Annotated in this window: 23 protein-coding genes; 14 read left to right on the top strand and 9 right to left on the bottom strand. The window is 46.8% G+C overall.

Annotation, left to right across the window (positions count from 1 at the left end):
- The first annotated feature begins 258 nt into the window (after positions 1-258).
- Positions 259-519: a DUF2534 family protein gene (locus tag LC084_RS07960; protein ID WP_226570634.1), complete on the top strand. Its 261-nt coding sequence runs from the start codon at positions 259-261 to the stop codon at positions 517-519.
- Positions 520-588: 69 nt separating this feature from the next.
- Here LC084_RS07960 and LC084_RS07955 read toward each other — a convergent pair whose 3' ends face one another.
- Both LC084_RS07955 and LC084_RS07950 read right to left on the bottom strand, forming a co-directional pair.
- Complete coding sequence (locus tag LC084_RS07955; protein WP_226570633.1) at positions 589-777, bottom strand: YjfB family protein; 189 nt, start codon at positions 775-777, stop codon at positions 589-591.
- 208 nt (positions 778-985) lie between these two features.
- Positions 986-1,495: a hypothetical protein gene (locus LC084_RS07950; protein WP_226570632.1), complete on the bottom strand. Its 510-nt coding sequence runs from the start codon at positions 1,493-1,495 to the stop codon at positions 986-988.
- A 441-nt stretch (positions 1,496-1,936) separates the two neighbouring features.
- On the opposite strand from LC084_RS07950, the gene LC084_RS07945 reads away from it, so the two are divergent.
- Together LC084_RS07945 and LC084_RS07940 are read left to right on the top strand one after the other, a co-directional pair.
- The gene (locus LC084_RS07945) at positions 1,937-3,859 is read left to right on the top strand and encodes a methyl-accepting chemotaxis protein (RefSeq protein ID WP_226570631.1); all 1,923 of its coding nucleotides are present in this window, start codon (positions 1,937-1,939) and stop codon (positions 3,857-3,859) included.
- 47 nt (positions 3,860-3,906) lie between these two features.
- Complete coding sequence (locus tag LC084_RS07940) at positions 3,907-4,566, top strand: metallophosphoesterase (RefSeq protein ID WP_226570630.1); 660 nt, start codon at positions 3,907-3,909, stop codon at positions 4,564-4,566.
- Here LC084_RS07940 and LC084_RS07935 read toward each other — a convergent pair.
- From LC084_RS07935 to yebS, 5 genes are all read right to left on the bottom strand, one after another.
- Positions 4,549-4,761 carry a DUF1482 family protein gene (locus LC084_RS07935; RefSeq protein ID WP_226570629.1) on the bottom strand — a complete coding sequence of 71 codons (213 nt, stop codon included), beginning with the start codon at positions 4,759-4,761 and terminating at the stop codon, positions 4,549-4,551. The genes LC084_RS07940 and LC084_RS07935 overlap by 18 nt on opposite strands.
- A 253-nt stretch (positions 4,762-5,014) precedes the next feature.
- Positions 5,015-5,251, bottom strand: a complete 237-nt coding sequence (locus LC084_RS07930; protein ID WP_226570628.1) for a DUF1480 family protein — start codon at positions 5,249-5,251, stop codon at positions 5,015-5,017.
- 117 nt (positions 5,252-5,368) lie between these two features.
- Positions 5,369-6,814, bottom strand: coding sequence for a 16S rRNA (cytosine(1407)-C(5))-methyltransferase RsmF (rsmF, locus tag LC084_RS07925; protein WP_226570627.1), 1,446 nt, complete (start codon positions 6,812-6,814; stop codon positions 5,369-5,371).
- Between the two features lie 92 nt (positions 6,815-6,906).
- Positions 6,907-9,531, bottom strand: a complete 2,625-nt coding sequence (locus LC084_RS07920; protein ID WP_226570626.1) for a PqiB family protein — start codon at positions 9,529-9,531, stop codon at positions 6,907-6,909.
- Complete coding sequence (gene yebS / locus LC084_RS07915; protein WP_226571176.1) at positions 9,503-10,747, bottom strand: membrane integrity lipid transport subunit YebS; 1,245 nt, start codon at positions 10,745-10,747, stop codon at positions 9,503-9,505. Before yebS ends, LC084_RS07920 begins: the two co-directional genes overlap by 29 nt.
- Positions 10,748-10,910: 163 nt before the next feature.
- Here yebS and LC084_RS07910 point away from each other — a divergent pair, with 163 nt between their 5' ends.
- From LC084_RS07910 to htpX, 4 genes are all read left to right on the top strand, one after another.
- On the top strand, positions 10,911-11,405 hold the full coding sequence (locus LC084_RS07910; protein WP_226570625.1) for a GAF domain-containing protein: 495 nt from the start codon (positions 10,911-10,913) through the stop codon (positions 11,403-11,405).
- 99 nt (positions 11,406-11,504) lie between these two features.
- A complete protein-coding gene (proQ, locus tag LC084_RS07905) occupies positions 11,505-12,191 on the top strand; it encodes an RNA chaperone ProQ (protein ID WP_226570624.1) in 687 nt (228 codons plus the stop codon).
- 19 nt (positions 12,192-12,210) lie between these two features.
- Positions 12,211-14,256 (top strand): carboxy terminal-processing peptidase, encoded by a 2,046-nt coding sequence (prc, locus tag LC084_RS07900; protein WP_226570623.1) that lies wholly within the window; start codon positions 12,211-12,213, stop codon positions 14,254-14,256.
- Between the two features lie 556 nt (positions 14,257-14,812).
- Positions 14,813-15,694 carry a protease HtpX gene (gene htpX, locus LC084_RS07895; RefSeq protein WP_226570622.1) on the top strand — a complete coding sequence of 294 codons (882 nt, stop codon included), beginning with the start codon at positions 14,813-14,815 and terminating at the stop codon, positions 15,692-15,694.
- A 94-nt stretch (positions 15,695-15,788) separates the two neighbouring features.
- Here the strand turns inward: htpX and LC084_RS07890 are convergent, their stop codons facing one another.
- A complete protein-coding gene (locus LC084_RS07890; RefSeq protein WP_226570621.1) occupies positions 15,789-17,162 on the bottom strand; it encodes an MFS transporter in 1,374 nt (457 codons plus the stop codon).
- A 177-nt stretch (positions 17,163-17,339) separates the two neighbouring features.
- Between LC084_RS07890 and kdgR the strand changes: the two genes are divergently transcribed.
- Positions 17,340-18,131 (top strand): DNA-binding transcriptional regulator KdgR, encoded by a 792-nt coding sequence (gene kdgR, locus LC084_RS07885; RefSeq protein ID WP_226570620.1) that lies wholly within the window; start codon positions 17,340-17,342, stop codon positions 18,129-18,131.
- Between the two features lie 46 nt (positions 18,132-18,177).
- Here kdgR and LC084_RS07880 read toward each other — a convergent pair whose 3' ends face one another.
- Positions 18,178-18,420, bottom strand: coding sequence for a YobH family protein (locus LC084_RS07880; RefSeq protein WP_226570619.1), 243 nt, complete (start codon positions 18,418-18,420; stop codon positions 18,178-18,180).
- Positions 18,421-18,576: 156 nt separating this feature from the next.
- Here LC084_RS07880 and mgrB point away from each other — a divergent pair, with 156 nt between their 5' ends.
- From mgrB to ftsI, 6 genes are all read left to right on the top strand, one after another.
- Positions 18,577-18,720, top strand: coding sequence for a PhoP/PhoQ regulator MgrB (mgrB, locus tag LC084_RS07875; RefSeq protein ID WP_226571175.1), 144 nt, complete (start codon positions 18,577-18,579; stop codon positions 18,718-18,720).
- A 65-nt stretch (positions 18,721-18,785) separates the two neighbouring features.
- On the top strand, positions 18,786-19,094 hold the full coding sequence (locus LC084_RS07870; RefSeq protein ID WP_226570618.1) for a YebO family protein: 309 nt from the start codon (positions 18,786-18,788) through the stop codon (positions 19,092-19,094).
- Positions 19,095-19,125: 31 nt separating this feature from the next.
- Complete coding sequence (locus tag LC084_RS07865; protein WP_226571174.1) at positions 19,126-20,130, top strand: MBL fold metallo-hydrolase; 1,005 nt, start codon at positions 19,126-19,128, stop codon at positions 20,128-20,130.
- A gap of 488 nt (positions 20,131-20,618) precedes the next feature.
- Complete coding sequence (locus tag LC084_RS07860) at positions 20,619-20,750, top strand: DUF2627 domain-containing protein (RefSeq protein WP_072006922.1); 132 nt, start codon at positions 20,619-20,621, stop codon at positions 20,748-20,750.
- A gap of 23 nt (positions 20,751-20,773) precedes the next feature.
- Complete coding sequence (gene cspE / locus LC084_RS07855; protein WP_036107273.1) at positions 20,774-20,983, top strand: transcription antiterminator/RNA stability regulator CspE; 210 nt, start codon at positions 20,774-20,776, stop codon at positions 20,981-20,983.
- A gap of 223 nt (positions 20,984-21,206) precedes the next feature.
- Complete coding sequence (ftsI, locus tag LC084_RS07850) at positions 21,207-22,952, top strand: peptidoglycan glycosyltransferase FtsI (protein ID WP_449826306.1); 1,746 nt, start codon at positions 21,207-21,209, stop codon at positions 22,950-22,952.
- Positions 22,953-22,981: the final 29 nt, after the last annotated feature.

Genomic DNA, 22,981 nt, shown 5'->3' with positions numbered 1-22,981 from the left:
CGTGTTGTCATGGAATTATCGGCAGAGTTAGCGCAAGATTTACGATAGGGGAATTTATTAGCGAAAATTTTTCTTCGTTTGCCAGTCAGGGCACATTTTTGTGGTGAAACGGCATATGACGGGGCTTTAAGGCCGAGATTTGTTACTGCGGGAGTGGAGTTGTGACTGATAGCCATTCACCCTAAAGCCTGAATATGGTAAAAGTAACACCTTGTTTACACAACCAGCGCATTGAATCAACATCCATCAGGAGGCGCTATGTTCGAAAAACTTCACACTCGTAATGGCAAAAAATTTTTGTTGTGCGTTGCACTTGTCTTTATTGTTGCTCTTTCGGTGATTGGCAAAGCCACATTTGGCGGGGTTGTAGATGAATACAATATGCCGATGTCTGAATGGTCGGTTTCTATGTACTTTATGCAAAGTGCGTGGGTACTGATTTACACCCTGATGTTTACCATCATCGGCTCTTTGCCTTTTGGGTTCTATTTTTTAGGCGAGTCTGACAAACATAACTGATAGCAAGTTGATTAAAAAACTATCCCGGTAAGGCCCGGGATAGTGGAAAGTACCTGAGCAGGTTGCTTATCAGGCTGTTGTGTTGATATTACGACCCACGGCCGGGTTTGCCGGGAGTGAAGGTGCTGCGTTAATCAACTGCGTAGCTACTGACGCCTGGCTATCCAGCGTTTTCTTCAGCATCAAGGTGTTAACCTCGTTGTTGGTTTGCATGGTGGTCAGGCCAGTAGACAGTTCAGCAATCTGTGATACATCCATCTTAATATCCTGATTTAGTAAAAATATCGGAACGATACAGGACATGAAAAGGGAAAACCCTAATCGGCGAATAAGCAAACGTGCGCATAAAATGCTCACGTTAAGCTGTTATCGGCATGGCTGCTGAAAATGTTAGGGTTAAATCTTAGAAGATGTTCACACTTCTCTATTAACACTTTCTGATTCGTGAGTTAATCACCTTAAAAGGTTACAGATCATCTGCGTGGGCATCTTGCAGTGCTTTGGCATCCGCAGATGAGAGCAGTAATACAGTGCTGGTGTTGCCCTGGCTGTCGCTGGCAAAGTAGAGCGCGATATTTCCATCGTCAAAGGTAAACATCACTGACTGTCCAGGAGTAGTGCGGACTGTAGCTATTTCGTCTTCTGTTGGTGCGCTGACCAGCCCGTATTTCTTAGCCAGCGAATTAATCGTTTCCGCCGTATTATCAACTGGAACCCGAATACCCAGGCGAATAAACTGGTTACCAGCAAAGAAAAACTCGGCGTGGGTTACGCCACTTTCGAATGGGAAGTCTGCGCACTGGTACATTTCCCCAATTTCGACTTTTACCGGGCCAGAGAGTGTGCAGTGTGCTTTCTCTTTAATTACATCCGGGCTGCTGCCAAAATCCATGTCACGAAAACCGCTGGCTGCCAGAGCAGTGTGGCAACTGAAGAAAAACAGTGTGCTGGCCAGCAGCGGAGAAAGACGGTTCATTTTGTGTTCCTGAAACTGTGCGGCATATATTAACTTTCTGGCAGGATACGCGCCATGCAGTGTTTCAGCCAGTAAAATTTCGGCCACAAAAGGGTAAGCTCTTCATTCCTTAATCGCCTATAAAAGCCAGATAAATAGATTGAAAACAGAACAACTGATTGGCAAGTTATTTTAAATTATAAAATATTAATGTGGCTGTATAAATACTTAATTGATGCTGAATGGTCGATGCTGGAAAAGTTTTTATGATCATGGTGTTAGTGTTGTTAGATGTAAGTGGATCAATAAAAGCATTTGTTTTTAAACAATCTTATCACTTTATCTTAATGCACTATAAAAGTCTGAGCAGTATTGCCGATAGATAAGCTATGGTTTCACTTTGTACCTGAAGTGGTGTCTTTGTATCTTAAAAACGCTCTGCATTAAATAAGGAACAGTTGTATGACTCTGGAACTGTTTGGGCTGAAAAAGCTAAAAATCACGGCTAAATTATATTTGGGTTTTTCCGTTGCTATAATTATCGTGGTTTTAGTTTCTGCATTTGGCATTAATGCTCTGTTTGATATAAAAAATCATACAGCGAAAAATGATTTTGCGAACAAACTGTCAGCAGAGCTTGATAAGCTAAGAAGCGCACGGCTCACCTATCTTGCCAACAATGATCTGTCGGTTCTGGATAAGAATAGACAGGAGTTATCCAGAACAGTTGATTTAATTGAAAATAATAGCAAATTAACCTGGCAATCAGATGATCTTCCACTACTTGAGGGTATAAAAAAGGAATTTACTTCTTACCAGTCCAGTTATGAGCAGGTTTATCAAAAAGAAAAAGAACGTCAGTCTATGATTGAGGGGATAAGCCAGGAAACGAGCCAGGCTAAATTAGATGATTATTATCAGGCTATTCAAAATACCCCACTGACAGAAGCACAGGTCAATAAATTGTTTAACTTTATGCTGTTGTTGAGTGATGTACGCGATATCGCTCATGATGTTCAAATGCATGGGGAACAGGCTTATGTCGACCAGGCGTCAGAGAAAATTGCTCAGGCGCAGAAAATGTATAACAGCTTTTCACATGAAGCCGATTTACCTTTCAACGTGATAGACCCAGCCTGGCACTATTTTGAGCAGTTCATGAAAAATATGCAGAGTTACTATCATATTTACCAGGAAAGCGCACAAGCGACAAGTGTACTGAGTGAGTCTGCACAATCACTGACCCAGGCGGTACAGGTATTGAATGATACTGAAGCAGAAAAAAATCGCTCCATTATTTTTCATACTATTAGTGTGATGATTGTGATTTCTATTCTTGCCATTCTGTTTGGTTTACTGGCCGCATGGTATATCACCCGTCTGATAACTAAACCGATTAAGGATAACCTTCAACTGGCTGAGCATATTGCAGATGGCGACCTAACCCAGAGGATACAACCAGCAAGTAATGACGAGCTGGGGCAACTGACTTCAGCCATGGGAAAAATGAACGCTCGCCTGCATAAAATGATCGGTGATATTCAGGTTAGTGTTGTGCATGTGGTGGATGCCAGCGGGAAAATAGCTGCAAGTAATGATGACCTTGCATCTCGCACTGAACAGCAATCGGCAGCGGTGGTAGAAACAGCGGCTAGCATGGAGGAGTTAACCTCTGCGGTGAAACGTAATGCTGAAAACGCACATCAGGCCAGCCAGTTGGCAACCGGGGCAACCCAGGATGCTGGCAAAGGCGGTGATATTGTCCGTGGAGTGATTAAAACGATGGACAGCATTACGGACAGTTCGAAAAAAATTACTGAAATCATTAATGTCATTAATGGGATTTCATTCCAGACCAACATACTGGCACTGAATGCGGCAGTGGAAGCAGCCCGTGCTGGCGAACAAGGGCGTGGGTTTGCGGTAGTTGCAGGAGAAGTCCGTATGCTGGCCTCTCGCAGTGCACAGGCCGCAAAAGAAATTGAAACGCTAATTACAGAATCAGTATCGCGTGTTCAAACGGGGTCTTCGCAAGTGTATGAGGCTGGAAAAACGATGGAGAACATTTTCACCTCAGTATCACACGTTAATGACATTATGAAAGAGATAGCCTCCGCGTCTGATGAGCAAAGCAGGGGGATTGACCAGATAAGCCATGCGATTTCTGAACTGGACACCACAACTCAACAGAACGCGGCGATGGTTGTTGATTCATCGCACAACGCTGGTGCACTGGAGGAGGAAGCCGCTCGCCTCGCAGGGTTGGTAGAAATGTTCCGTATTTCAGCTGCGACGGTGCAACACAAACGGGCACCTGTTCGCCCGGCATTGCCCGGAAAACCCACTATGACTGGTGATAATAGCGAAGAGTGGGAAAGCTTCTGACAGAACTACCCCCACTGGTAGCTATACTGAGTGAGGTGGGGGAATTTATGTATCAACGCATTGATGGGCATAACTGGCGGCATATTTACCTGGTGGGTGACTTGCATGGTTGCCTGGCGCAATTGGCTGAGCAACTGAGACTGGTTCGTTTTGATCCCTGGCAAGATTTAGTTATTTCTGTAGGTGACTTAATAGACAGGGGACCAGACAGCCTTGGGTGCCTGGCACTAATTGATAAACCATGGTTTCGTGCAGTTCAGGGTAATCACGAGGTGATGGCACTTAATTCATTACGTAATACGAGCCACAATACAGAAGATGGATTTTTGTGGGAAATGAATGGTGGCAGGTGGTTTAGTGAGCTTAATGAAGAGGCAAAAAAACAGGCAGAATCCTTGTTTCGTCGTTGTAAAACCCTTCCTCTGATAATTGAATTAATTGTGCAGGATAAACGGATTATCATTGCACATGCTGATTACCCATTGGCGCAGTGGAAGTGGCAGGCTGATGTTGACCCGGGGCAAGTGGTATGGAGCAGGGCACGTTTACAACGGAATATTAAGGGAAAAGGCGAACTTATTAGAGGGGCTGATGCCTTTTACTTCGGGCATACGCCACTAAAAAAACCGAAGCATTTTTTCAATCAACACTACATTGATACCGGGGTTGTATTTGGCAATACCCTGACATTAGTGGCGCTGCAATAGCCATAAATCGCTGTGAATCCGTGCTGGTCGGAAACCTTTCACGCGGTGTTTTTCTTCATAGGGATAGCACCCTCCCTGGCGAATGCCTTGGTCTTTCATTGCATACAGGCATTGTTCTTCGCTGGCAAAATTTTCAATCGGTAATGTCTTGCAACCACCATTGAGATAACAAACAAAAAGTACAAGCGTGTACATGCGTCCCTCACGTCAATCGTGGCACTGTATTTTAAGTGTAGGGGAGGGAATTAAGCTTGGGGAATACTTGCTAAAAATAAGCCCGCCGGGAGGCGGGAGATGGCTGATAACAATGTCTCATTGGTGAATGAGGCACCCGCTATCCAAAATATGTCATGAAAACAGATTATCAGTTTATACATAACCTTAAAAAGGAAGAGAGACGTTTCCTGTTTAAGGGTATTTGGCCATTGGGTAAGGACCATTGATGGTGCTACTCTACCCGCATAACCCACGCATCAGCAGTTTTATCGTAGTCCTGGCGGTACAGTTCCGAAGTGGCACCGCCCATTTGGGCTGGAATTGAGGTTTGCTCATCCCAGGCATCCAGTTGCATACATAAATCCGGGTCAGATTTACATGGGATAGTCAGGGTTTTCCCTTCTTTCCCGCTATGCAATTCTGCATCATCAATTTCATAAGCCCCTATACGAACACTGGTTTTGGTCATCGCATGCTCCATGAGTTGTTAGCAGGTGGTATGACCAGATAAGGCCATACCTATGAAGCGTAGTGAAGATGACACAAATTGCCAAATCAAAAAGTGCGTAAATTTTAGTCAGGGACACTATTCTACAGCAGTAAACAAAGCACCATCTCTGACCAGCTCGCGTGGGTAACTGTTTTTCAATTTGCTACCCACTTTCTTTGCCAGCCCAAGAACCTGTTTCTGGAATACCACCAGAACCTCGTTGTGACTTGGTGGTGTGTTAAGAAAAATATCTCTACCGCGGTACCATTCCTGGGCTTGTTCGCCGTTAATGATGAATGCATTTTCTGCGCTGGCGTTACCAAGGGCTACGACAGCTTCATGCTGCCAGCGCACGCCTTTATTGTGCCGTTCTGCCAACCTGATTCCACAACGGGAAAAGCGTACTTTGTTAAGTAAAGGCTCAATGTCTTGAGCAAATAGCCACAACTCATTATCGCGCACCCACAGATTGTGTGACTGAGGCCAGGATAAACCAGCTTGTGCAGCAGCAAGCTGTATTGCCTGGCTGTCTTTGCGGCTGGCGGGTTTGAAAGGAAATGTACCCAGTTTAAAGGAGGGTTTTTCAGGCACAGGCAGGCTGGCATGTTTACGCAGGCAGGCGACAAAAAAACCTTCGCTGTCATAAATGTGTGGGAAAACATGAAGGTAACCTTCTGAGGTTAATGCTTTTTCGGCACCAGAAAACAGGTTGCCCAAGGGCAAAATAGTCAGTTGTTCAGGATAAGCACTGAGTAGTGCATTGCAAACTTCCTGGTTCTCATGCCTGTTCAGGGTACAAGTAGAATATACCAGGGTTCCACCGGGACGCAGGGCGTGCAGCGCACTTTCCAGCAATTCTCTTTGAGTGGATGCAATGGAGTGCATGCTTTCTATGGACCAGTTTTTTAGTGCATCGGCATCTTTGCGTATTACACCTTCACCAGAGCAAGGTGCATCAAGCAAAATCGCATCGAACATTTCAGGTAAGGCGGCACCGAAAACTTTGCCATCGAAGTGGGTTAGCGCAGTATTGATGACACCGCAACGGCTTAGGTTGGCATGCAAGACTTTCACCCGGCTGCTGGAAAACTCATTTGCCAGAATAAAACCCTGGTTGCCCATACAGGCCGCCAACTGGGTTGTTTTAGACCCAGGCGCTGCGGCCATATCCATCATGCAGGAAGGCTGAGTTGCACATTGTGCCAGCAGGGCAGAGACAGGCAACATTGAGCTGGCTTCCTGAATATAGAATAACCCGCTCAGGTGCTCAGCAGTGCTGCCAAGAGGTAGCTCGTTTTCATCGTCACGTTCAACCCAGAAACCTTCGCTGCACCAGGGAACAGGAGTGAGTTGCCACTGATAAGGCGCTGTCAGGATAAGAAAATCAGCAACTGAAATTTTCAGCGTATTCACACGAATACTGCGGCGCAGCGGTTTCGCGCAATAAGCAAGAAACGAATCCAGTGAACTACTGTTGGGCAGTATGTCACCCATGAGTTGCAAAAATTCTGGAGGAAGAAAAAGATCGTGCGATGCGGCCACGTTGTGTCCCTGTATTACAAATTAAGGCGGGCAGCTTACCACAAAACCGCGCACCAACCGACAGGCTGACGCGCGGTGGCTGTGGTGAATAATTAACGAGGTATGGCTGTACCCCAGTCGCGCCAGTCTTTCGGTTCGTTATCCAGTAACAAGAAATGCTGGCCAGTGCGTGCTTTCGGTGAAAGTGGTGTACTGGGCGGTGTGGCAAACGCAATCCCACCACGAATAAACTGGTTGAATGTCCCTGTTTTCACTACGCCGCCAACCAGGCCAAAGTCCAGTTTATACCCTGATGCCAGCCAGAATACGGAATTGTTGCGTACCAGGTCCTGGTAGCGTTTTCCTATGCGCAAGGACACCATAACCCGGTCAGAGAGCGTTCCAAGACCAAGGCCTGTCACCGTACCAACTTCAATACCCCGGAATAGTACCGGTGTGCCGACAGACAGCGAGCCTGCGTCAGGAACTTCGACAGTAATACTTAGGCCGTCAAGGTAGCGGGAGTCTGAAATAGTCGCCAGTTGAATGTCAAAGTCACGCTGGCGACCCCCTTTACCCGGCTCAACATTAATGTAGGGTTGAATCAAAGTATCAAGGTTTGCGACTCCAGCTGCAGAAATTTGCGGGGTGACAACAGAGAAACGGGTTCCTTTACGGGCAAAAGTATTGGCATATTCGGGGTAAAGTACCGCTTGTGCCTGTACTTCGTTGCGTTCTGTGATTAGAGATAAAGATTCCACCTGGCCAATATCGATGCCCAGGTAACGAATCGGCATACCCGAGGCCAGCTTGTCTGCACTGTACGCATGAAGTGTAATTCGGCCACCAATGGCGCGAGCGGCAGTTTCTGAAGGCCATAATTTACGCTTTTCAGATACAGGCAGTGAGTTAGCGGAACTTGGCAGGCTGTCAAAGCTGATCGCCCCGCGAATGGCACGGTTGAGTGGCGATGCCTGGACTGTCAGCCCGTGCCCGTTTAATTGAATTTTTGCACCACCTTCAGCCCAGAAAACGCTGTCCGGGGTGAGCAGGTTGCGATACTGCGGTTCAATGTAGACACCAACATCAAAAGACCCTGTATGAGGTTTGATACTGATAACTTGCCCTACTGCAAATTTCCGATACAGGACAACAGAACCCTGCTGAATATCAGGCAGGTTATCAGCAGTTAATGTGAGCGTGGCTGTGAGAACATCGTTTTGCTGGTTGTCTTTCGCCTGCTGTGAATTGGCAAATAGTGGGTAATCGGTTTTAGCATCGCCATGGTTGCCAGCCAGCAGATTAATACCACCATTGAGCCATTGAGCTGGTGGCGCTGCAAGGAATTCAACACCATCAAGGCCCACTTTCATATCAAGCTTGCTATTAGCAATAAATTTGCTGTCGGCACGAACCAGTGAGCGGTATGTCGGGTCAATCGCAATGGTAAATTTTACACCTTCTGGCGTCAGTGTCCGGGTAACAACCTGGCCCACCTGAATGCCCCGGCTTAACACCGGTTGCCCTGGGCTGACACCATAACTGTCTGGTGCAGTGAGGGTCAGTGCGAGTGCATCAGCCTGGTCTAGCAGCGCTTCGCCATCAGGGACTACAGTGAAATGATGTTGTGGCTTGCCATCTCCGGGGTGGAGTTCCAGTGTGCTTCCTGTGAGAAGGGCGCTAAGGTTGGGGTTGTCCAGTGAAACTTTTGGTTGTGCCAGAGTAATACGCGTACCTTCACGTAATAAATTTACCACACTCGGGTCAACAGTCAGTTCACCTGTCACGGTACCGTCTTTATCGAGCGCTATTTTTGTTAACGTGCCAACTTGTAATCCCTGGTACATCAGCGGCGTGCTGTTATTCCTTAACCCGCTGCCACCGGGCAGGGAGAGCGTCACATGAACACCTCGCTGGCTTTGGGCGATATCTGGGTACAAGGTGAATTGTGCATTTTGTGGTGCCTGCCCGGCATCTTGCGGTGAGTCAAATGCAATGGCCCCATTAACCAGTGCCGCAAGGCTTTCTAACTGAATGGAGGCACCACTGAAACTGAAGTTTGTTTTTAATCCGGATACGTTCCAAAAACGGCTGTCTTGTTTTACGAGGTTTGCAAAACGCCGGTCGATTAATACATCAATGGAAACACCTTGTTTGCTCAGAGTGTAATCATACACGTGCCCAACGGGAACTTTGCGGTAATACACTTTTGAACCACTACTCAGCGCCCCCAGGTCAGGGGCCTGAAGATGAATCATCAGAGCACCATTGTTCTCTCGATAACGTGGTTGTGAATCCTGGGCAGTAAAGTGGTCTTCTTCTTTACCCGGCCCCGGCATCATACCGATGTAATTACCGCCTACCAAGGCATCAAGCCCTGAAACACCGGCCAGAGACGCTTTGGGGGTCACCAGCCAAAATTGAGTGCCGGCCCTTAGTGCATCCTGCATGGAACGTTTAATACTTGCGGTAACAATTATTTTACTTAGGTCTTTGCTGGGCTGAATATCCTGCACTGTACCGACTTCAACCCCCTGGTAACGCACTGGCGTGCGCCCCGGAACAATACCGTCAGCAGAGACAAAATCGATAGTCACTGTGGTGCCATGCTCCTGCCAGGAATTCCAAACCAGCCACCCGCTAATCAGCAAGGCAATAAACGGCAGGAGCCAGAAGGGAGATATGCGGCGTTTAACTTTCACTGTTGCTTCAGGTGGCGTCATGTTTTCCTGACTCATAAGCATCCCAAAAAAGCCGGCTGTCGAGCCATTCAACAGCCAGCATAGTTAATACTACAGCTACGCCAAAATAGAGCGCGGCTGGTCCCATCGTAAAGGCCAATAGTTGCTCACGGTTAACCAGGGACATCATGAGCGAAATAACAAATAAATCCAGCATGGACCAGCGGCCGACCCAGGTAATAATACGCAGCATTTTCATCCGGGTCAGAATCCCCTGTTCACAACGGCAGTGAATACTGAGTAACAAGGCAAACAACACAATAACTTTGGTAAAAGGCACAAGGATACTGGCGATAAAGACAATGGCAGCGACAAACAAATTACCATGCCCAAGGGAGATAATGCCGGACAAAATAGTGTCTTCCTGGCGTGCGCCGTTCACATAAATAATGGAAATAGGTAATAAATTAGCTGGTATCAGGAACATGAGGGAAGCTACCAGCGCTGCCCATGATTTCTGTAAACTGTGTCTGCGGCGATGCCGTAAAGGGACATGGCAACGCGGGCAGCGCCCGCGCTCGTCTGGCTCCCCAGTGTAGTGGCAGGCCAGGCAAACTCGGGTATGTGGATTGGCAGTTTTCAACAAAGGTTGGGGATAAAACCGTTGCCATAGTTGCCCAATATTAAGGTAGATAATGGTCAGGATGCTGAGAATGACCAATGCGATAAATGCAACCAGCCCTTCGCCCCACTGAATAAAGGCATAGTCACGTACTTTTATGATAGCCACAACAATACCTATCAGGTAGATATCAACCATTATCCACTCTTTCAGGCGTTTGAGCATGAGAAGCACCGGGCGTGTATTCATCCCAATGCGTGGTGCTATTCGTAAGTAAAGAATAGACGCCACCAGTGTTGCTGGTGCACCTACTGCGCAGAATGTAACCAGGGACGCAGTGATTACGTCACCTTGTTTTACCATTTGCCAGATACCCTGCATCAGGCTGGCATCAATTCTGGCCCCTAATAGCCAGATACTTAATAGTGGAGATGTCCAGGCAAATGGCATCAGAATAAGCATCGCGACAGCCACGATAGTTAGCCGTTTCATCGACCAGTCACGGCCACTGTCAACATGCGCATTACACTGAGGGCAATAAGCTGTATGCCGACGCGTAAGCGGAGGTAACAAAAAAAGCGTGTCACATTCGTGACAACGCTGATAATGTGCCTCACTTGTGTTTGGCAAGGCTTCGCTTCGTGCTGGCATAGAAAGTAGCCGGGCTATCCGCAGTTTAAGGTGCATCGGGAATTCTGCCTGTCAAATGGATGGGATAGTCTACCCTGAAAAAGGATTCATCTTGAGCCTTGGGGCATTTATTGCTTATTTTAGTAGTCCGGGCAGTGACGTTATACAACCAAGTGAACTATTAATGAATAAAGAGCTATTTTATCAAGAGTTGAACCGGGATTTTTCAGCACTGATGGCAGGGGAAACCAGTTTCCTTGCAGTACTGGCAAATACCAGCGCACTTTTGTTTGAACGTCTTTCGTCAGTCAACTGGGCTGGGTTCTATCTGTTGGAAGGTGACACGCTGGTTTTAGGGCCTTTTCAAGGAAAAATTGCCTGTGTGCGTATTCCTTTTGGTAAGGGCGTATGTGGCACGGCGATTGCTACAAATAAAGTGCAGCGTATAGAAGATGTTCATGCGTTTGATGGGCACATTGCTTGTGATGCGTCCAGCAATGCAGAAATTGTCTTTCCGTTAACCATCGCGGGCCGCCAGTTGGGTGTGCTTGACATCGACAGCACTGAGCATGGCCGCTTTGATGAGGAAGACGAACGCGGGCTGAGAACCCTGGTCACAGAGTTGGAAAAGCTTCTCTCTGGCACAGATTTCGAAAAATTCTTTCTAACAGATGCATGATAATCAACGGATAACGTAGCAATTACAAATGGCGTCATTATAATGACGCCTGTTCGTGCCTGTGATGGTTGGCAAAGTCCGTTGTAATCAGGAAATTTCATGGAAAATCAACCTAAGTTGAATAGCAGTAAAGAAGTTATCGCTTTTCTTGCTGAGCGTTTCCCGCTCTGTTTCACTGCTGAAGGTGAAGCTCGTCCCCTGAAAATTGGTATTTTTCAGGATCTTGTCGCACGAGTGGAAGGGGAGCAGAACCTCAGCAAAACGCAGTTACGCTCTGCGTTACGTCTGTACACCTCCAGCTGGCGCTACCTGTACGGCGTTAAGCCAGGCGCAATACGTGTTGATCTGGATGGTAACCCTTGTGGTGAACTGGAAGAACAACATGTAGAACATGCCCGCAAACAACTGGAAGAAGCGAAAGCACGTGTCCAGGCACAGCGGAATGAGCAACAAGCGAAAAAACGCGCTGCTGCCGCTGCTTCTGGTGAAAACGGTGAAGCAACTGCTGCCCGCCGTGAACGTAAGCCTCGTCCAGCTTCTGCACCTCGTCGCAAAGAAAATGCACCCCGCAAAGCGCCTGTGAACAAAAAGCCACGGCCAGCAGAGGAAACTAACCATAAACCTGTGACGGATATTTCAGTACTGAAATTGGGGCAGGCTATAAAGGTTAAAGCGGGTAATTCAGCAATGGATGCGACTGTACAGGAAATTACCAAAGACGGTGTCCGTGTGGCGCTGACTTCAGGTATGTCAATGTTAGTGCGCGCAGAACATTTGCTGTTCTGAGACGGAGGTCAACCCAGGCATGAACAAAATTTTTAGGCTTTCGGCTTTTGCCGGGCTTTTTCTGTTGGTGGGTAATGCATTAGCTGTGGAAGACATCACGCGTGTTGATCAACTTCCCGTTCTCAAAGAAGAACCTCAGCATCCCACCGTCAGTGAACGTGTAACCTCACGCTTTACCCGTTCTCACTATCGCCAGTTCGATCTTAACGCTGAATTTTCAGGTAAAATTTTCGACCGTTACCTTAACCTTCTCGATTACAGCCATAATGTCCTGTTAGCCAGCGACATCGCGCAATTTGAGAGCCGTAAAGGCAGTATTGGTGATGAGCTGCGTAGTGGTAAGCTGGATTTGTTTTATGATTTGTACAATTTGGCCCAAAAACGCCGTTTTGAGCGCTATGAATATGCGCTCAAAGTGCTGCAGCGGCCGATGAACTTCTCCAGTAATGAAACAATTAACCTTGACAGGCGCAAAGCCCCCTGGCCTGCATCTCAGGCTGAGTTGGACAAACTCTGGGATGCAAAGGTTAAATATGATGAGCTAAGCCTTAAGCTCACTGGTAAAAATGATCAAGAAATTCGCGAAACGCTGACCCGGCGTTACAAATTCGCTATTCGTCGGCTGGCTCAAACGCGCAGCGAAGACGTTTTCTCATTAGCGATGACTGCCTTCGCGCATGAAATCGACCCGCATACGAACTACCTCTCGCCACGTAATACTGAACAATTCAATACCGAAATGAGTCTTTCTCTCGAAGGTATTGGTGCAGTATTGCAAATGGATGATGATTACACCGTGATTAATTCACTGGTGGCTGGTGGCCCTGCGGCTAAAAGCAAAGCTATCAATGTAGGTGACCGCATAGTTGGGGTTGGACAACCTGGCAAAGCAATGGTCGATGTGATTGGCTGGCGTTTGGATGATGTGGTTGCTCTGATTAAAGGCCCGAAAGGTAGTAAAGTTCGCCTTGAAATTCTTCCTGCAGGTAAGGGCAGTAAAACCAGAACAGTAACGCTGACTCGTGAACGTATTCGCCTCGAAGACCGTGCAGTGAAGATGTCGGTGAAAACAGTCGGTAACGAGAAAGTTGGTGTGCTGGATATCCCGGGCTTTTATGTCGGTTTGACAGATGATGTCAAAGTCCAGTTACAAAAACTGGAAAAACAGAACGTTAACAGCATTGTTATTGATTTGCGCAGTAATGGCGGTGGAGCACTTACGGAAGCGGTTTCACTTTCTGGATTGTTTATCCCTTCTGGCCCGGTTGTTCAGGTGCGGGATAACAACGGCAAAGTGCGTGAAGACAGCGATACTGATGGTATTACCTACTATAAAGGCCCGCTGGTTGTGCTGGTTGACCGCTTTAGTGCTTCTGCATCAGAAATTTTTGCTGCTGCGATGCAGGATTATGGCCGGGCGTTAATTGTTGGTGAACCAACATTTGGTAAGGGCACTGTTCAGCAATATCGTTCGCTTAATCGTATCTATGACCAGATGTTGCGGCCAGAGTGGCCTGCACTGGGTTCTGTTCAGTACACTATTCAGAAGTTCTATCGCATCAATGGTGGAAGCACGCAGTTAAAAGGTGTTACGCCAGATATCATGATGCCGACAGGAACGGAAAATACTGAAACCGGTGAAAAGTATGAAGATAATGCTTTACCCTGGGACAGTATCAAAGCTGCGCACTATACGAAAACCGGGAGTATGACGCCTTTCGAACCTGAGTTACTGAAACTGCATCAGGCTCGTATCGAGAAAGACCCGGAATTTCAGTATATTATGAAAGATATTGCACGGTTTAATGCTAACAAGGACCGCCGTAATATTGTTTCTCTGAACCTTGCTCAGCGTGAGAAGGAGAATCAGGAAGATGATTCTTTGCGCCTGGCACGGATTAATGACCGCCTGAAAAGAGAAGGCAAGCCACTGCTCAAAAAACTTGAGGACCTGCCGAAAGATTATCAGGAGCCGGATCCTTACCTGGATGAAACCGTCCACATTGCGATTGACCTTGCGAATATGGAATCAGGTAAACAGCCAGCAGCACCGGCAGCGCAGTAGTTTTAATCAATACTCTTATTTAAGGTACACATAAGTGTGTCTTAAGTTACTGAAAGGCCTTCTTTGAAGGCCTTTTTTATCCCTTATTTTTCTATCCATATCCGCTTTCGTTTGCCTGGCACAAAGCGCATTGATTCAGGCTTGTGCTGTCTGTAATCCACTAGTCGTGTGCCAGACCTGGCGTACCACTGTCATAAAGGCCCCTGAGACCTGCTCAAAACCAGCACGACCCCATGGATTAGAACGCTACCTGTGCTGTATTTACTGGATAACCCTGTATTTTTGGCCACGCTTTTGTAGTGAATCGGAATCTTTTGTCATGGTGGTGCAAGTGGCTGTTGCGAATATGTTGGCGAAAAAGGACATTACCAGGGGCTTTTCTCTTTTTATGAAGAGTCGTTGGTTTTGTTGTTTATCTCGTCAGTAAATTAAGACAAAATGTAAAGTTATGTTTTTTTAATCACTTGCTGGCCTGAGACACTTGAAAATGCGCACGATAACCCTACGATGTGATTCATCGCGTAGAGCGTTTTGTTAAAACGAGGTAAATAAATATATGATGCGAATTGCGCTTTTCCTGTTAACCAACCTGGCCGTTATGGTGGTTTTCGGGCTGGTGCTGAGCCTGACCGGAATTCAGTCAAGCAGTGTCCAGGGGTTATTAATTATGGCCCTGCTGTTTGGCTTCGGTGGTTCTTTTGTATCGCTGCTGATGTCCAAATGGATGGCGTTACGTTCTGTCGGTGGGGAGGTGATTGAGCAACCCCGCAATGAAACAGAGCATTGGTTACTTGAAACTGTTCGTCGTCAGTCACAGCAAGTGGGGATCGCTATGCCGCAGGTGGCGGTGTACCACGCTCCGGATATTAACGCTTTTGCAACGGGTGCCCGCCGGGATGCATCACTGGTAGCGGTCAGCACTGGCTTACTGCAAAATATGAGCCGTGATGAAGCTGAGGCGGTTATTGCCCATGAGATAAGCCATATTGCGAATGGCGATATGGTGACCATGACGCTAATTCAGGGGGTGGTGAACACCTTCGTTATCTTCATCTCTCGTATCCTTGCACAGATTGCCGCTGGTTTTCTGTCTGGCAACCGTGATGATGGTGAAGAGACGAATGGCAACCCAATGATTTATTTTGCTGTCTCGATGGTCCTTGAATTGGTGTTTGGTATCCTGGCGAGCATAATCACAATGTGGTTCTCTCGTTACCGTGAGTTTCACGCCGATGCCGGGTCTGCAAACCTGGTTGGGCGTGAAAAAATGATTGCGGCACTACAGCGTCTTAAAACCAGTTATGAACCACAGGAAGCAAGCAGCATGATGGCGTTTTGCATCAACGGGAAGTCAAAAACATTAAGTGAGCTGTTTTTGTCTCACCCGCCGTTGGATAAACGTATTGAAGCGTTGCGTACTGGCCAGTATCTGAAGTAGTGATATTGTTCTGATAGATGTTGTTCTGATAAATGAAAGGCGTGCTTCGGCACGCCTTTTTCACATATGAAACCTGCTGCCATTTCAGGCATTGTCAATTTTCAGGTAATGACTGGGTAACCCTTAAACTACTAATAATACAAGCAGCGGTGGCAAAGCAACCCGCCATTATCAGTGCATATTGTGTGCCCTGTGTTGCTGAAAGGTTCAGCGTTAACGCTACAAGGGCGGCGCCACTACTTTGGCCCAGCAGCCTGGCTGTACCTAACATGCCACTTGCACCACCGCTTCGGTTTTTTGGGGCAGACACAATAATCGTATGGTTGTTTGGCGACTGAAATAATCCGAAACCAGCCCCACATAAGGCCATGCGCCAGATAATATCTAAATCCGTTGGCAGGTTGGGCATGAAAGCTAACGCAAACAACCCAACCAGCATCAGGAACATTCCAATTCCACCAAGCAGTCCTGCATGAATACGCCCAATCAACCGCCCGGCAAGGGGCGCCATCACCATTGTTGCAAGTGGCCAGGGTGTTAATAACAGCCCGGTTTCAACTTCACTACGCCCAATGGTGGATTGCAAATAGAAAGGGAGTGCAACCAGTGCTAGCATTTGCGCACAGAATGAACATACAGAAGTGCATAACGATAAAGTGAATAGTGGGATACGCAGAAGGTCCACTGGGAGCAGTGGCACTGTCAGCTTTAGCTGTCGGCGAACGAAAAAGAAGCCAATCAGCAATGCCGCTACTAATTCAATGAGTGTAATCACACCTGATTGTTGCTGAGCAAAACCGCTTAAGGCGGTAATTAACAGCCCGAATGTCAGTGCGTTCATGATTGCACTGGGTAAATCGAAGCTTTGTTTCCGGCCCCCTTGAGGGTTGGGTGGTAAAAAGCGCATCGCCAGCACCAGGGCGATGATTCCGGACGGAACGTTGACATAAAACAGCCAGTGCCAACTGGCAACGGAAAGTATTGCAGCCGCAACAGTAGGGCCCGCTGCTGCGGAAACGGCGACAATGAACGAATTAATGCCCATTCCTCGCCCCAACTGATATTGCGGGTAAATTAACCGAATCAGTGCGGTATTCACGCTCATCAGTGCTGCGCCACCAATTCCCTGTAATACACGTGCTGCTGTCAGCATTTCCAGGTTTGTGGAGAGCGCGCATAAAAAAGAAGTAGCAGTGAAACAAACCAACCCAGCTTTGTAGATACGCCGGTAGCCAAACATGTCACCCAGAAAGGAAAAGGTCAGTAAACTAATGACAATTGCGATTTGGTAGGCATTGACTATCCATATAGATGCTGCTTCAGAGGCATTAAGGTCACGGGCAATCGTGGGAAGGGCAACGTTCGCAATTGCGCCATCCAGCACCGCCATCATGATACCAATCGCTATAGTTAGTATTGCACCGTAACGTTGAGGCAACGGCAGGCCATCTGAAAGTGTTTTTTCCATAGAAAAATGTGAGTTGTACCAACATTGTAATGATAGTGCACATTCTAACATTTATATATCGGGTATATGTCGCAGATTTGTAACGAATAAGCGATGACTCGTTGCGAGCAAGTTGCCATCCACATATACTAAAAACCGGTTCTGAATTTTATAAAACATGCGCGATAGAGGTGATTAATGTCAGTGGCAGATCTGGATAAACAGCCTGATTCTGTATCTTCAGTGCTGAAGGTGTTTGGGATTCTTCAGGCACTAGGTGAAGAGCGAGAGATTGGTATCACTGAACTGTCGCAACGCGTGATGATGTCAAAAAGCACGGTCTACCGGTTTTTACAGACAATGAAATCGCTTGGTTACGTTGCCCAGGAAGGGGAGTCAGAGAAATATTCTCTCACCCTTAAATTGTTTGAACTGGGGGCTAAGTCGTTACAAAACGTTGATCTTATTCGCAGTGCTGATCTGCAAATGCGCGAATTATCACGCTTAACAAAAGAAACGATTCACCTGGGTGCGCTGGATGAAGACAGTATTGTTTACATCCATAAAATCGATTCAATGTATAACCTGCGGATGTATTCACGTATTGGTCGGCGTAACCCATTGCACAGTACTGCGATTGGCAAAGTGCTGTTAGCATGGCGTGAGCGTGATGAAGTCCTTTCCATCCTTGAGCATGTTGAGTATACCCGCAGCACTGAGAGAACTATCGGCAGCACTGAAGAATTACTTGAAGTATTGGATGTAGTTCGCCAGCAAGGTTTTGGGGAAGATAACGAGGAGCAGGAAGAAGGGTTGCGTTGTATTGCTGTCCCGGTATTCGACCGGTTTGGTGTGGTCATTGCTGGGTTGAGTATTTCTTTCCCCACATTGCGCTTTTCTGAAGAAAAACTTCATGAGTATGTGAGTATGCTTCACAACGCAGCGCGTATTATTTCTCAGCAAATGGGCTACAACGATTACCCATTCTGAATGACAATATAGTTAACAACGCACCGGTTAGCCGGTGCGTTGACGATCATTGCCCTGTATCTATGACTTCGTCAGTCTTGCGCAGTAATGGGCAACTGGCTACACCGAGGAAATTATTGTCCAGGTGCAGATACTGTGCAGACGTGATGTGGCGGGCGGTGAGGTAGTTACATTTAATGCCAAGCCCGGCGGCATTCTCATGTGATCCGATTAAAATGCCATACCCACTCACTAACAGGCCTACCCATAAAACTGCAAGAGCAATTACTAACCGAATAATCAGTCGCATAGAACCTCTTTATCATTGATATTATTCCAGTATCATCAATTTTGAAGGGGGATATGACAATATGATGAATCCTAAAAACGCATCCTGTATGCAGAGACACTTGGTTTAACATTAGCATGCTATCTTATTGCCAATGATCGATAACTGGAGAATATGGTGAAAAAATACCGATGGGTACTCCTGGTGGCACTACTGGTGGCCTCATTGCTGGTGTGGTTGCAGGTTTTCAACGTAATGTGCGATCAGGATGTCCAGTTTTTCAGCGGTATTTGTACAATTAATAAGTACATTCCCTGGTAATTATTTTGCTGCTGGCTTTTCACCGTATTGCCGGTGGTATAATGGTTTTTTTGTGAGGTGGTAAGATGGACAATGTAGTGAACTCAGGCACGGTAGCTTTCATGCCTATGGTTTTCTCGGCAATAATGGTTATCGTTGGTCTTATTCTTTGGTTTTTTGTAAACCGCGCTAGTGTCAAAGCAAACCAGCAAATCGCGTTACTCAATACACTCGTTGATCAGCAGAAACGCCAAATCGTGTTGCTGCGTCGGTTATGTGATGCCAATGAACAGGCAGATGAAGTAAAACATGAGGACGCTGGCTCAGAACCAGCTCCGCAGTTAGCAACGCAAGAAGAAGGTGACGATTTTATCCGTCTGGTTGCTGAACGTTAAGACTAATCACCGTGAGCGGTGGCATTACAGTATGGTCTGGAAAAATCCCTGGTTTGACTCAAAGAAAGCGCATCACCGTATTAACGGATTCGCAAATCTTGACCCTGCTGCAGGTCACCGCCCCGGAGACCTCGATAAATGGCGTTCTGAGCGTAAAAAGGCAAAGCTACCTCACCCACCAGCCAACGGTTATGAGAATTTTGTGCACACATGGTGGCAGTACGCTGATTTCTCAACGACAGAAGACGGTGTTTGGTGGCTTGGGCATGCATCTATGCTGGTACGCCTCAATAATCTCAACATTCTAATCGATCCTGTCTTCTCTCAACGCGCATCACCCGTTTCGTTTATTGGGCCGGGTCGAAAAACGCCTCCATGTACTACAGTCGATGAGCTTCCCCCAATAAGTGCCGTTGTGATATCCCATAACCATTATGACCATCTTGATAGCCGGACTATCAAGCTGCTCAAACGCCGCTTTCCTCAGGCTTGTTATTTTGTCCCTCTTGGCTTGGGCAGCTGGTTGCAGAGGAGGGGCATCCGGCAGTTCGTGGAGTTAGACTGGATGCAGTCACATATCTGGGAAGGATTGGTATTTACCGCTGTGCCAGCACAACACTGGAGTATGAGAACACCCTGGAACCGTAACCATTCCTTATGGTGTGGCTGGGTTATTGAAAGTGGATGTAGTCGTTTTTGGTTCAGCGGTGACACCGGGTACTTTCCACAACTGGCTGATTTTGTTTTGCGCATTGGGCGTCCGGATATGGTTGCTTTGCCCGTAGGCGCTTATGCACCAGAATGGTTCATGCGTCCACATCACATGTCCCCGGCTGAAAGTGTAAAGGTATGGCAGCAACTTGGTCGCCCATTTGCTATCCCTGTCCACTGGGGTGTCTTTGAGCTGGCAGATGAAACCATTGATGAGCCGCCCGATAAACTACTGCAGGTGATGAAAAATGAAGGAGAAGATTCGAAATATTTCCAATGCTGCAGAATAGGTCAATATCATGCGTTAATTAAAAATAACATTTAATTATTATAATATCTTTCTGGTTATATTTGCCGGGCTATTGGTGGCAGGTTTTTTATATTCATTGATAAATGGTTTTTTGCATTATTTTGATGCAGCTTCATTAAACTGTCATTATTTTGGTGCATGTTTCAGAATGGAATCTGAATCACATTATTGAGCATTAACAGGCAGTGGTTAAGCAATTGGAAGTGCATAGCTATGCGCTGTATTCAGTCAGTTGAATTTTCTATATCTCTTTTGCTGAGAGTTGCTGGACGCAGGGAAGTGATTGGTCTATGTTAGAAAAGTCGCATAAAAATAGCTGCACAGTCACAGAGTTAACTGTGGCCATAAGTTTTGTTTAATGAGTATTTGCGCATAATTGTGCAGTCATGAAAAACTAACTTACTGAAATTTGTGCGGTAGATCGATGCATGTTTAAAAATGGCTTGCCATTATAAACGTTGTATGTGATAACAATTTGAGTCAAACGAGGTACAGTTCTGTTTATGTGTGGCATTTTCAGTAAAGAAGTTTTGAGTAAACACGTTGTCGTTGAATACCGCTTCTCTGCCGAACCTTTTATTAGTGCCTCAAGCAGTAATGTCTCTGTTTTATCTCAGGTATGCCTGTGGGCGTAGAAACAAACTAAGGAAATTTTGAAATGGCAAAGATCAAAGGTCAAGTTAAGTGGTTCAACGAAGCAAAAGGTTTTGGTTTCATTACTCCGGCTGATGGCAGCAAAGATGTGTTCGTACACTTCTCTGCAATCCAGGGGAATGGCTTCAAAACTCTGGCTGAAGGCCAGAACGTAGAGTTTGAAATTCAGGATGGTCAGAAAGGCCCGGCAGCGGTAAACGTTGTAGCCCTGTAAGTTGCACGGCGTAAGCCACGCACATATACCACAATTCAGAAGCCTCGCTTATAGCGGGGCTTTTATCTATTTAGTACAGGCAGTGTTTTACAAAATATTTCACAATGCGTTTCTGTTTGTGTCTTGTTGCAATATCGTGAAGGTATTAGCAGAGTTTTCTCCCTTTCTGGCTGCGATTAGGTTCTAATTTCCGGGTCTTTTTATTGTTTCAGAAGGGATGTGTGTGAAGAAAAATCCTGTGTTGCCAACGGGTAACTTCATTTCATGGCGTTTCGGGTTGTTGTGTCTTGCTATACTCCTGAGCCTTGTTCTATTACTCGGCAGGGTTGGCTGGTTGCAAATAATTTCGCCTGGGCCGTTAGTGCAACAAGAGGATATGCGTTCATTGCGCGAGGAGCCTATTATCATGCCGCGCGGCATGATAGAAGACCGCAATGGCGACCCTCTGGCAGTCAGTGTCCCTGTGGAAGCGATTTGGGCCGATCCTAAAACCGTTATTGAGAAAGGCGGTGTTAAGGTTAATGACCGCTGGCAGGCGTTAGCGAGTGCCTTGAAAATATCCCTTAATTCTCTCTCCGAACGTATCAACCAGAACCCTCAAGGGCGCTTCATCTACCTTGCCCGTCAAGTTGACCCTGAACAGGCGCACTGGATAGATAAACTTAATCTGCCAGGCATTGCTTTGCGCGAAGAGTCTCGTCGTTTTTATCCCTCCGGGCATATAGCCTCGAATCTGCTGGGTTTTACCAATATTGATGGACAGGGCATTGAGGGCATCGAAAAAAGCTTCAATAGCCAATTGCTTGGCAAGGAAGGCAAGCGCCTGGTACGTAAAGATCGCTATGGGCACGTAGTAGAAAACATCACAGAGGTACCAGGGACACCCGCTCATAATATTATTCTCAGCATCGATAAGCGGTTGCAAGCAGTTACAGAGGATGCACTGAGTAATGCTGTTCGCTGGAACAAGGCTGATTCAGGGGCCTCTGTACTGATTGACGTGCGTACAGGGGAAATTCTTGCTATGGCGAGTTACCCAACTTACAACCCGAATAACCGTGATGGCGCGAAACTGGATGATTTCCGTAACCGGGCAATCAGCGATACCTTCGAACCTGGCTCTACAGTTAAGCCAATGGTGATAATGACCGCCTTAAAAGCGGGAATCGTCAAACCTGATGATGTGATTGACACTCATCCCTATGTCGTTGATGGGCACCGTATTCGTGACGTGGGGTGGTACCCTGAATTATCACTTACCGGCATCTTGCAAAAATCCAGTGATACCGGTGTGTCTCATCTATCACTGGCAATGCCGATACAGGATTTGATAACGACTTATAAGGCTTTTGGTTTCGGGCAAAGTACGGGCCTGGGATTGACCGGGGAAAGCTCAGGTTACATGCCGCACAAGCGTTTCTGGAGCCAACTGGATCGCGCAACTTTTGCGTTTGGTTATGGCATGATGGTGACACCGCTGCAGCTTGCACATGTCTATGCCACGATAGGCAGCTTTGGTATTTCCCGTCCGCTTTCGATAACCCGTGTCGACCCGCCGGTTGTTGGAACGCGGGTAATGCCAGAAAAGATTGTTCATGAAGTCGAACACATGATGGAAAGTGTGGCCTTGCCTGGTGGCGGTGGTATTAAGGCAGCAGTAAAAGATTATCGGGTTGCTGTTAAAACTGGGACCGCGAAAAAAATCGGCCCGGATGGTAAATACATCGATAACTATATTGCGTATACAGCCGGGGTAGCTCCTGCCAGTGATCCGCGTTTTGCACTGGTCGTGGTGATTAATAACCCATCTAACGGCAAGTATTATGGCGGGGCAGTTTCTGCGCCTGTCTTCAGCCAGATTATGGGTAATGTACTGCAGCTTGAAAATATAGAGCCTGATGGCATTCCGGCCGGAGATCCGAATCTGATAGTGCTCGGGCATCAGGATGATACTCATCCTGCCTTGTAAAACCATTTCCTGCATCTGAACTTGCAGGT

The organism is Mangrovibacter yixingensis, from assembly GCF_020523985.1.
Classification (GTDB): domain Bacteria; phylum Pseudomonadota; class Gammaproteobacteria; order Enterobacterales; family Enterobacteriaceae; genus Mangrovibacter; species Mangrovibacter yixingensis.
This window is presented reverse-complemented; position numbering and strand designations above follow the sequence as displayed.

What these genes read in the sequence shown, in the direction of transcription:
- LC084_RS07960 (WP_226570634.1), top strand. Translation starts at nt 259, where the DNA reads ATGTTCGAAAAACTTCACACTCGTAATGGCAAAAAATTTTTGTTGTGC.
- LC084_RS07955 (WP_226570633.1), bottom strand. Translation starts at nt 777, where the DNA reads ATGGATGTATCACAGATTGCTGAACTGTCTACTGGCCTGACCACCATG.
- LC084_RS07950 (WP_226570632.1), bottom strand. Translation starts at nt 1,495, where the DNA reads ATGAACCGTCTTTCTCCGCTGCTGGCCAGCACACTGTTTTTCTTCAGT.
- LC084_RS07945 (WP_226570631.1), top strand. Translation starts at nt 1,937, where the DNA reads ATGACTCTGGAACTGTTTGGGCTGAAAAAGCTAAAAATCACGGCTAAA.
- LC084_RS07940 (WP_226570630.1), top strand. Translation starts at nt 3,907, where the DNA reads ATGTATCAACGCATTGATGGGCATAACTGGCGGCATATTTACCTGGTG.
- LC084_RS07935 (WP_226570629.1), bottom strand. Translation starts at nt 4,761, where the DNA reads ATGTACACGCTTGTACTTTTTGTTTGTTATCTCAATGGTGGTTGCAAG.
- LC084_RS07930 (WP_226570628.1), bottom strand. Translation starts at nt 5,251, where the DNA reads ATGACCAAAACCAGTGTTCGTATAGGGGCTTATGAAATTGATGATGCA.
- LC084_RS07920 (WP_226570626.1), bottom strand. Translation starts at nt 9,531, where the DNA reads ATGAGTCAGGAAAACATGACGCCACCTGAAGCAACAGTGAAAGTTAAA.
- yebS (WP_226571176.1), bottom strand. Translation starts at nt 10,747, where the DNA reads ATGCCAGCACGAAGCGAAGCCTTGCCAAACACAAGTGAGGCACATTAT.
- LC084_RS07910 (WP_226570625.1), top strand. Translation starts at nt 10,911, where the DNA reads ATGAATAAAGAGCTATTTTATCAAGAGTTGAACCGGGATTTTTCAGCA.
- proQ (WP_226570624.1), top strand. Translation starts at nt 11,505, where the DNA reads ATGGAAAATCAACCTAAGTTGAATAGCAGTAAAGAAGTTATCGCTTTT.
- prc (WP_226570623.1), top strand. Translation starts at nt 12,211, where the DNA reads ATGAACAAAATTTTTAGGCTTTCGGCTTTTGCCGGGCTTTTTCTGTTG.
- htpX (WP_226570622.1), top strand. Translation starts at nt 14,813, where the DNA reads ATGATGCGAATTGCGCTTTTCCTGTTAACCAACCTGGCCGTTATGGTG.
- LC084_RS07890 (WP_226570621.1), bottom strand. Translation starts at nt 17,162, where the DNA reads ATGGAAAAAACACTTTCAGATGGCCTGCCGTTGCCTCAACGTTACGGT.
- kdgR (WP_226570620.1), top strand. Translation starts at nt 17,340, where the DNA reads ATGTCAGTGGCAGATCTGGATAAACAGCCTGATTCTGTATCTTCAGTG.
- LC084_RS07880 (WP_226570619.1), bottom strand. Translation starts at nt 18,420, where the DNA reads ATGCGACTGATTATTCGGTTAGTAATTGCTCTTGCAGTTTTATGGGTA.
- LC084_RS07870 (WP_226570618.1), top strand. Translation starts at nt 18,786, where the DNA reads ATGGACAATGTAGTGAACTCAGGCACGGTAGCTTTCATGCCTATGGTT.
- LC084_RS07865 (WP_226571174.1), top strand. Translation starts at nt 19,126, where the DNA reads ATGGTCTGGAAAAATCCCTGGTTTGACTCAAAGAAAGCGCATCACCGT.
- LC084_RS07860 (WP_072006922.1), top strand. Translation starts at nt 20,619, where the DNA reads ATGTGTGGCATTTTCAGTAAAGAAGTTTTGAGTAAACACGTTGTCGTT.
- cspE (WP_036107273.1), top strand. Translation starts at nt 20,774, where the DNA reads ATGGCAAAGATCAAAGGTCAAGTTAAGTGGTTCAACGAAGCAAAAGGT.